The organism is Bradyrhizobium sp., from assembly GCF_050014615.1.
Lineage (GTDB): Bacteria > Pseudomonadota > Alphaproteobacteria > Rhizobiales > Xanthobacteraceae > Bradyrhizobium.
Window position 1 is genome coordinate 1 of record NZ_JBEKCZ010000222.1, and the last position, 8,403, is coordinate 8,403.

General features: G+C 61.0%; 8 protein-coding genes and 1 pseudogene. 4 read left to right on the forward strand and 5 right to left on the reverse strand.

The window, feature by feature from the left end:
- Positions 1-549 (forward strand): annotated as a pseudogene (locus ABR948_RS25575) (hypothetical protein); the annotation flags it as partial.
- The gene (locus ABR948_RS25580; RefSeq protein ID WP_428123291.1) at positions 546-2,042 is read left to right on the forward strand and encodes a sugar ABC transporter ATP-binding protein; all 1,497 of its coding nucleotides are present in this window, start codon (positions 546-548) and stop codon (positions 2,040-2,042) included. The pseudogene ABR948_RS25575 and the gene ABR948_RS25580, both read left to right, overlap by 4 nt.
- Before the next feature lie 33 nt (positions 2,043-2,075).
- On the opposite strand, the gene ABR948_RS25585 is transcribed toward ABR948_RS25580, so the two are convergent.
- The 4 genes from ABR948_RS25585 to ABR948_RS25600 form a co-directional block, all read right to left on the reverse strand.
- Positions 2,076-2,873, reverse strand: a complete 798-nt coding sequence (locus ABR948_RS25585) for an anti-sigma factor family protein (protein ID WP_428123293.1) — start codon at positions 2,871-2,873, stop codon at positions 2,076-2,078.
- 3 nt (positions 2,874-2,876) lie between these two features.
- Positions 2,877-3,545: a sigma-70 family RNA polymerase sigma factor gene (locus ABR948_RS25590; RefSeq protein WP_428123298.1), complete on the reverse strand. Its 669-nt coding sequence runs from the start codon at positions 3,543-3,545 to the stop codon at positions 2,877-2,879.
- 28 nt (positions 3,546-3,573) lie between these two features.
- Entirely contained in the window at positions 3,574-3,852 is a 279-nt protein-coding gene (locus tag ABR948_RS25595; RefSeq protein ID WP_428123300.1) for a cupredoxin domain-containing protein, read from the reverse strand.
- 113 nt (positions 3,853-3,965) lie between these two features.
- Complete coding sequence (locus tag ABR948_RS25600; RefSeq protein ID WP_428123294.1) at positions 3,966-4,913, reverse strand: metallophosphoesterase family protein; 948 nt, start codon at positions 4,911-4,913, stop codon at positions 3,966-3,968.
- A gap of 1,783 nt (positions 4,914-6,696) precedes the next feature.
- Here ABR948_RS25600 and ABR948_RS25605 point away from each other — a divergent pair.
- On the forward strand, positions 6,697-7,626 hold the full coding sequence (locus ABR948_RS25605) for a YXWGXW repeat-containing protein (RefSeq protein ID WP_428123295.1): 930 nt from the start codon (positions 6,697-6,699) through the stop codon (positions 7,624-7,626).
- A 182-nt stretch (positions 7,627-7,808) separates the two neighbouring features.
- Here the strand turns inward: ABR948_RS25605 and ABR948_RS25610 are convergent, their stop codons facing one another.
- On the reverse strand, positions 7,809-7,931 hold the full coding sequence (locus ABR948_RS25610; RefSeq protein ID WP_428123296.1) for a hypothetical protein: 123 nt from the start codon (positions 7,929-7,931) through the stop codon (positions 7,809-7,811).
- A 27-nt stretch (positions 7,932-7,958) separates the two neighbouring features.
- On the opposite strand from ABR948_RS25610, the gene ABR948_RS25615 reads away from it, so the two are divergent.
- Positions 7,959-8,249, forward strand: a complete 291-nt coding sequence (locus tag ABR948_RS25615) for a hypothetical protein (RefSeq protein WP_428123297.1) — start codon at positions 7,959-7,961, stop codon at positions 8,247-8,249.
- Positions 8,250-8,403 lie beyond the last annotated feature (154 nt).

Below are 8,403 nucleotides of genomic sequence, written 5' to 3' on the forward strand. Positions count from 1 at the left end.
GCGTTCGGGGCCTGCGCCGCGGGCGATGGTATCTTTGTCAGCGAAAGCTGGCAGCATCGTGTGATCGCCATCGCCCCCGACGGCAGCCGGCGCGCGGTGCTGGACAATCTGCCGGTCTATCCGTCGCGCCTCGTTCCATCAGCCTCCGGCGGCTTCTGGCTGACGGCCTTCGCGGCACGCACCCAGTTGGTCGAATTCGTGCTGCGGGAAAATGCGTACCGGCGCCGCATGATGGCGGAAATCGATCCGGAATACTGGATCGCTCCGAAACTGAGATCCGGTCAGTCGTTTCTCGAACCGATGCAAGGCGCGCACATCAAGACCATGGGCGTCGTCAAACCATGGGCGCCGCCGCGCTCCTACGGCCTCGTGATCCGGCTCGGCGCCAGCGGAGTGCCGCTTTACGCGCTGCATAGCCGGGTCGACGGCATCAACCACGGTGTGGTGGCCGCCGCCGAGATCGACGGCGCATTATTCGTGATCGCCAAGGGACCCGGCCGCCTGTTGCGCATCCCGCTCGGCACGATCGAAGAGGAATTGCGCGCATGAGCGATATCATCCTCGCGCTGCGCCAGGCGACAAAACTCTACGCCGGCACTCCTGCGATCGAGAACGTCGATTTCGAACTGCGGCGCGGGGAGATTCATGCCCTGGTCGGAGAGAACGGCGCCGGCAAATCGACCTTGACCAAGGTGATGGCCGGGGTCGTGACACTGACCTCCGGCACGATGCTGATCGACGGCGTCGAGGTGATGCCGAGAACGCCGCTCGAGGCGCGCCATCTCGGCGTCGCGATGGTGTTCCAGGAGAACAGCCTGGTTCCGACCATGACGGTCGCGCAGAACCTGTTTCTGGGACAGGAGCGGTTCTACAATCGCCTGCGGGGCATCTACATCGCGGCCCAGCAATTCCTGCAATCGCTCAATTTCGACGTCACGCCGACCGCGACGGTCGGCCTGCTCGGCGCCGCCAAGAAGCAGATGGTCGAAATCGCGCGCGCGGTTCTGCATGAGGCCAAGGTCATCATCTTCGACGAGCCGACCGCCTCGCTGACGCCGGAGGAAAAGAAGTACTTCTTCGATCTGGTCCGCGACCTCAAGCGCCGCGGCGTGTCGATCGTGTTCATCTCGCACGCGCTCGAGGAAGCGCTGATACTGGCGGACCGGATCACGATCCTGCGCGACGGCAAGCATGTCGTGACCGACGATGCCGTGAATTTCGACCGGGCGCGGATCGTGCAGGCCATGGTCGGACGCGACCTGTCGAACACGCTCTATGGTACGCGCAAGACCACCGTGCGGCCTGCCGGGGCGCGGGTCCTGACCGTGCAGAACCTGAAAATGGCGCCGATGGTGAAGAATAATTCGCTGTCGGTGTTCGCCGGACAGATCACCGGCGTGTTCGGGCTGGTCGGCGCCGGCCGCACCGAGACCTTCAAGGTCGTCGCCGGCATTCTCAAGCGGGATTTCTTTCATGGCGGCGAAGTGCTGCTGCACGACAGACCGGTACGTTATCGCGTCCCCGCGCCGGCGGTGCGGGCCGGCATCGCCTATGTCACGGAAGACCGCAAGGTCGAAGGCTTCTTCGAAACCATGTCGGTTTCCCGCAACATCTATCTCGGACTGCTGGCCAAGCTCCCGGGCGGGCGCTTCTTCCTGTCCGGGCGCGAAGCCGACAGGATCGGCAAATCCTGGGTCGACAAGCTCAAGGTTCGCTCGACCGGCAACGACATGAAGGTCGTCGAACTATCGGGTGGTAACCAGCAGAAGGTGGTGATCGCCAAATCCCTGGTGCAGGAACCCGATCTCATTATCTTCGACGAGCCGACGCGCGGCGTCGACGTCGGCGCGATCGTCGAGATTCACGATCTGATTCAGCGGCTGGCCGACGAGGGCAAGGCGGTGGTGGTGATCTCGTCCTATTTGCCCGAGATCATGGCGCTGTCCGACCGCATTCTGGTGTCGCGACAGGGCAAGGTGGTCGAGGAATTCTCGGCGCTGGAAGCGACCGAGGAGAAAATCATGTACGCCGCGGTTCACTGAGGCAATTATTTGGAAGCGCCTATCTGGAAGCGCTTATTTGACTTCCGGCGCCGGCGATCCTGTCGAAAACACGCGCTCGAAGGTTGCAAGATCCGCGGCCGGCAGGTCCGAAACCGCGACGTAGGTGAAATCCGCATCGCGCCAGCTTCGTACATTGTAGCCCGCGATCGCCTGGTCGGGGACCGATTGACCGGGCCGCAGCGTGGTCAGGCTGACGGTATGGGCGGCATGCTTGTAGACGATCGTCGCCACCGGATCGTGGCCGATGACATCGACGCGGCCGCCCAGCAGCGCAAAACCTCGCGCCGCCAGATCAGGCACCTGGGGCGATTCCGGCAGCCGCGCCGTGAACCAGGGCTTCACGGTATGGCGGTCGGAAGATGCAATATCGAACGGCTGGGGCGCCAGCAAACTGCGGATATGGCCGGCGACGACCTGGCTGGCAACCTCTTCGCGTTGCTCGAAATGCCCGATCGTCATCATCACGGAAGTTGAGATCACCGCGCCGAACACCACGGCCGCGGCCAAGGCCTGAAACGACCAGCTTCGTTGCCGCAACACCCTGACCTTGCTCCCGGCCTCACTCGTGATCTGGGCCGGACGCTCCGCGTCCAATCTCGACTGGATCCGGGCCTGCAGCCCCGCGGGCACGTCGGATTGCGGCAACGAACGAAAGGCCTGCCGCAACGACATCAGCCTGACATATTGAGCCCGCAACAACTTGTCGTCGGCCAGCCGGCGCTCGAACGCAGCCGCGGCGGCCAGATCGAGCTCGCCGTCGCAATAGGCGTTCAACTGCAATTCGTCATTGTCTGTCAGGGATGACACCATGGTCTACTTTCGGTCTCCCAGAAGCGCGATCAGAAGCTGCCGGCCCCGGGATAGACGGGACATCACGGTCCCGATTGGAACGTTGGTGATCTCCGCGATATCGCGATAGTTCATCTGATTGATTTCCCGCAAGACTATGACTTCGCGAAATTGCGGTGGCAATTGTGCCAGCGCTTTCTGAATCTGCTCGGCATCCGCTTTGAAAAGAACGATCTCCTCCGGAGTCTCCGCCCTCGTTCCCAGCGCATTCTCATGTTCGAGTTGCTGTTGCTCTGTGGCACTCAGATCGTTGGTGAACACGACCGTCTTCGGCCTGTTCTTCATCAGCCAGCTATAGGCCGTGTTGCGCACAATGGTCAGGGACCATGCGCGCGCATTGATGGCGCCGAAGCTCTTGATGCCGCGATACGCTCGCAACGCCGCATCCTGGACAATGTCTTCGGCGTCGGACGCATTGCCGGTCAGCCATTGTGCCAGACGATAGGCCTCGGCCATGTGCGGCAGAAAGACTTCATCGAAGGCGGCGCGTTCATCCTCGTTTTGCACAATTGGGACCGGCGTTTGCTGCTGGCCAGACAACCGATCTGAGCCTTCCGGCCGATCTTTTAACACGGCATTTCCGGGTTCGGTACACCGGAAATCCGTCCGGTGTACCGATAGCGATGTCGTCATGGCTGCCACGATTCTCAACGCGCTCCAACTACTTCACGACGATTTTTCCGACCATGTGCGGATGCAGGCTGCAGAAATAATCGAACGAACCGGCAGTCGCGAACGTGTAGGAATACGAATCGTCGGTATCGAGCGGCTTCGACCGGAACGAGAGCTTCTTCTCCACCACCGTGTGGGGAATGTCGTCGTGGTTGACGAACTTGACCGTCGTTCCCACCGCGATCGTCAATTCCTTCGGCGCGAAGGTGAAGTTGTCGATCGTGACAACATTGGCGTCCTGCGCCGCGACCGCGCCGAACGCCAGCATTGCTCCGATGACGGGACCCAGAAGCATGGCCGCGATTAGGGCGCGATGGGAGGCAAATCGAGCCGCCGCGGCGTGCAGAGGGCTGTTCAGATATGGCATGTCCAAATCTCCGATCAGCCTGCCAGCGTCTTGTCGACGAAGGCGAGCGGCTTGTTGCCCTGCACCACGGTGACGGTCGAAAGCCCGAGCATGGAGCGGAGCTGGTCGGCGGGGACCACCATCGGACCCGGCGAAGGCGCGCTGCCGGGCGCCGGCTGCGGAAAGGCGGTCGACAGCGCGGTGTGGAAGGTCATGTTGCCCTCGACCTTCTGCGCCAGCTGATGGATGTGCCCGTTGAGGATGGTGACCGAGCCGAAGCGCTTAAGCAGCGCCAGCGCCTGCGTTCCGTCTTCGGTGCCCCAGCCCCATTCCCTGTAGAGAACCTGCAGCGGGATGTGCGCGAACACCACGATCGGCGTCGAGTTCGACTTGCCCTTGAGGTCGGCCTCGAGCCAGGCGAGTTGCTCGGCGCCGAGGTTGCCGAGGCCACCGGCCTTCAGATCGACGACGTTGACCAGACCGATGAAATGGACGCCGTGATCGTCGAAGCTGTACCAGCCTGCGCCCTTCGAGCCCTTGCCGTAGCGTTCCAGATAGGCCTTGCCCTGGCCTTCATCGATCATGTCGTGTTCGCCCGGCACATAATGAAGCTGGACGCCGGCCTCGCCATAAACCTTGTCGGCATTGTCGAATTCTTCCGGCTTGGAAAGATGCGTGATGTCGCCGGTGTGAATGATGAAGGACGGCTTGATCGGCATCGCCTTCACCTTGGCGATGGCTTCGCGCAATGTGCCCAGCGCATCCGGGTTCGCCTTCTTGTCGAAGCCGATATGGCTGTCGCTCATTTGCAGGAAGGTGAATCCGCCGGATTCCGCGGCAGCCGCTTCGCCGATCAGGCCCACGGAGTGAGGCACGCCACCGTTGATGGCCCACAGCACCCCGGTCCCCGCCCAGACCATGCATTCCAGCACTTCACGGCGGCCTACGCCCTGCCCGTGATCGTCAAGGCCCTTTTTAGCCATATCGTATCTCCCTTGCGGGGCCGAACCGCCCCAAATGGCGCTGAATTGCGCTGGTACACGGGAGACTCGACCGGTTCGGGCTTTATTCCCGGGGGACCGGATTTCGCGATTCGGCACGGTTTTGGCCGTTTGGCCGCGACGTCAAAACGAATCCTAAGAAATTATTAAGTTTTCATCGTCGGGGCCGCGGGACATAATTTCGGCAATGGTTCGCATCGCAACATCTACGGTGGAAGTCGTCGCGCCCGACGGTTTCAAATCGCATTGGGTAACGGCGCTACCCCATCACGCAGCTGTCGCAGCGGTTCGACAGGTTATCCCGCCCGGACATACCGCCGAACTCTCAATCCGACGTTTCATCGGGGGAGGCCTCCGCCCCGGTGACGTCCGTGAGATCAAACCCATGACCCACCCAAAATGCCCGAGCGATCCAGATCGGGCGGTGAAGTCAATCAGCGACGGCGGCACGGGCGAGCCCCGGGTTTCCGAAAGGACCGGATTCGGGTATCGCGCATATGCCGTCGGGAACGATGGCGGATTTACCGGGTGTACCGAGATGATTTGCCGTGACGATGATGAAGCTATCGCCAGGGCAAAACGGCTGGTAAGCGATTCCGACATAGAGCTCTGGAATCATAACCGCTTCGTCATTCTGCTGGTTCGCAGACCAAAATAGGTCAACGGCGCGCCGGTGAGCTCTTTGAAACTCCCTCGACACGCCCCGCTGGCCCCTTCACTTTGCGACGCGGTCCATGCCCGCTGTCGGTTTCGGGACAGACGATGCGATGGATCAAGATTTACCCATTTGCGGTATGCGCCCGTAGCAATCGGTTGGCTTGATCTCGCCTTTGTGACGCCGACAGCGGAACGATAGTTTCAAGCCAGACTTGGTGCGCACCAGGGAAACCCATGTGCCCGAATTGTCCAAACTGTGTCCGACCCATGGCGCGCTCAAAGCTCGGTCGTGACATTTTCGAATGCTCGAACTGCCACGAACTTATCCAGCTTCTGAAGGTGGCAGACGTGTCATCCATTCTGCCGTGGAGTGAGAAGTATTTCGTCGAGTATGGCGGCAATAGCTCCGACGACCGGGTTCGTTAGAGGGTCCTTAGCAAGGTTTAACCCCGGCCCCTTTGCCGGGGCGGCCGTTCCATCGCGGGCACCGACACTTCACCGCCATAGGCTCGCACTTGCGTGAATGCCTCCTGCATCGATTGTTTCGCAGCGCCGGCCTCGAGATTGTCCGCAACCGCGCTCAGCGCCCGAACGACGTCTTCAACCTCATCGTTTGTCATGTGGGATGGACACCGCAGAGGCCGCGCCTTGGCTAGGGCAGCCCCAGTACGGCGAGGGCTCGCGCGCAACAGAGCACGGCACCTCGCCGCAAGGGATGCTACCAGCCGGAAACGTCGCACATTCAGAACCAACAAGAACCACTCCCTTTCTTCAAACGAAGGGTTGCGGCTTGGGGGCGATGGTTCGATGCGCTGGATATCCCGCCGGTACCAAATTGTACGCCTGGCTTTGAATAAGCTGAATTAAAGAAATGTTTAGCGCGATCGGGTCGCGCATCAGATTTACAGGAGGCAGCTTCCGTCGCTACTCCATCGTCTAATAATTATTTTAGGATTGGCGGCGCGGATCCTGCCCTAGAATGTGGAACTTTCATCGCGTCGCTTCGCTTATTAAGCGATCAACACAGCGATTCGACAAAGGTAGTTTTACTGATCGGGTCGCGTGGCCGCTGAACGAGACAGCGGCGCCAATAACGATCGGACAAGGCATGCAAAAGCTGATCGCCGGTCTGGCATTTCTGTCACTGATGTGCGGACCCTGCGCTTTCGCGCAGGACAGCAGCAGCGCGGCCAAACCGGATTCCCTCTCCAGTTTCCCTCCCAGCGCATACAGGCCGCTGCCACCGCATTTTCAGCCGCGCCGGGTGATCGCCGCGGACGTCGACAAGGTCAACGAAGCTCCGCCGCCGCTGCCATCCTATGAGCAGCCCGCCACCCCTGCGCAAGGCTATCTGTGGGTGCCCGGATTCTGGGCCTGGCGCAAATCGGTCCCGGACTATTTCTGGGTGCCTGGAACCTGGGTGCTGCCGCCGCAGCCCGGATTGTTGTGGACGCCGCCCTATTGGAGCCGGGTTGACGGCGGCTATGCCTTTCGCGCCGGCTACTGGGCGGAGCAGGTCGGTTTCTACGGCGGGATCGACTATGGCTATGGTTACACGGGTGACGGCTATCAAGGCGGCCGCTGGGAAAATGGCGCGTTCGCTTACAATCGCGCCGCGAACAACCTTGGATCTCTTGGCATCGCGAACGTCTACGATCAGGCGGTGACCGCGGACGGCAACGCGGTGCATGTCAGCTTCAACGGCGGCCGCAGAGGGACGGCCGCGCGGCCGACCAGGGACCAGGAAGCGCTGGCCGACGCGCGGCATGTTGGAGCGACCGCCGAGCAGCAGAAACATTTCGAACTGGCGGCGATGGACCGGTCGCTGTTTTCGAAACAGAACAACGGCGAGCCCGGCGTGGCGGCCACGCGCCGTGCCGGCGTGCTCGACGGCGCTGACATCACCCGCAGCAGCGCCCGGACGCCGGACCATACTGCCCAATCCGGTGACGACGTCACAACCGGCGCAAATGCCAGGCCCGCGGGTGTCCCGAACATCGAGGGTACGCGGGGTCAGCAGGCACCGGCGGCGAAATAATGCCCTCAATCAATATGATTTTGCTATTCGCTGCCATAGCTGACGAGAACTAACGCGGCCATACGCGTCAGCGGCGTGACCGTCACGCGTCAATGAGCAGTGAGATCAACGCGGGCGGGGCTAGCCGACCGCTCTCCGCGAACACATGATGACTCACGAAAGAGGCCGCCATTGAGGCGGCCTTACTTTCCTACCAAACCCACAATCGCGCGCCCGGTCACATCGCCGTAACGGCCATCGTTCAATTCAATATCCGCCACCCAAAGAAAAACGACGGCCATACATATCACGACAATGCTTTTCATCTCAAAATCCCGGACTTACTTCAACTTATGAATCAGCCTGATAGCGAAACAGTCGCCGCTCCAAACATCTATGACGTGACGATGCGTTTAGCCTTCGCGACGGCTCGCCATGCGTTGGCTTGCGGCGGATCGGTGGCTGTGGCGCTCACCTTGGATCAGGCGCAATTATTTGCCGAACTCTCTGTCATCGATGGTCGCCGGAAAGCAGAGCGGCAATGGCGTAACTTATCCCTGCGTGTACGGCAGTCGACTAAAATAAAATTGAGCGCTGCTAAAATCAGATTCAGGCCACCCGATCGGAGCCCTGCGATCCAGTAGATTCGATCGCGCTGGTCCAAAATATTCGTCAGGTCACACGTTTGCTGCTACCGACGAAATAAACCGCCCACGGCGCTGCCGATCGCGCCAATTGGACCGCCAATACCACCGGAATGGTGAACATGCCCACCTCGACGAGGGTCCTGGCGATCGG

What these genes read in the sequence shown, in the direction of transcription:
- ABR948_RS25580 (WP_428123291.1), top strand. Translation starts at nt 546, where the DNA reads ATGAGCGATATCATCCTCGCGCTGCGCCAGGCGACAAAACTCTACGCC.
- ABR948_RS25585 (WP_428123293.1), bottom strand. Translation starts at nt 2,873, where the DNA reads ATGGTGTCATCCCTGACAGACAATGACGAATTGCAGTTGAACGCCTAT.
- ABR948_RS25590 (WP_428123298.1), bottom strand. Translation starts at nt 3,545, where the DNA reads ATGACGACATCGCTATCGGTACACCGGACGGATTTCCGGTGTACCGAA.
- ABR948_RS25595 (WP_428123300.1), bottom strand. Translation starts at nt 3,852, where the DNA reads ATGCTGGCGTTCGGCGCGGTCGCGGCGCAGGACGCCAATGTTGTCACG.
- ABR948_RS25600 (WP_428123294.1), bottom strand. Translation starts at nt 4,913, where the DNA reads ATGGCTAAAAAGGGCCTTGACGATCACGGGCAGGGCGTAGGCCGCCGT.
- ABR948_RS25605 (WP_428123295.1), top strand. Translation starts at nt 6,697, where the DNA reads ATGCAAAAGCTGATCGCCGGTCTGGCATTTCTGTCACTGATGTGCGGA.
- ABR948_RS25610 (WP_428123296.1), bottom strand. Translation starts at nt 7,931, where the DNA reads ATGAAAAGCATTGTCGTGATATGTATGGCCGTCGTTTTTCTTTGGGTG.
- ABR948_RS25615 (WP_428123297.1), top strand. Translation starts at nt 7,959, where the DNA reads ATGAATCAGCCTGATAGCGAAACAGTCGCCGCTCCAAACATCTATGAC.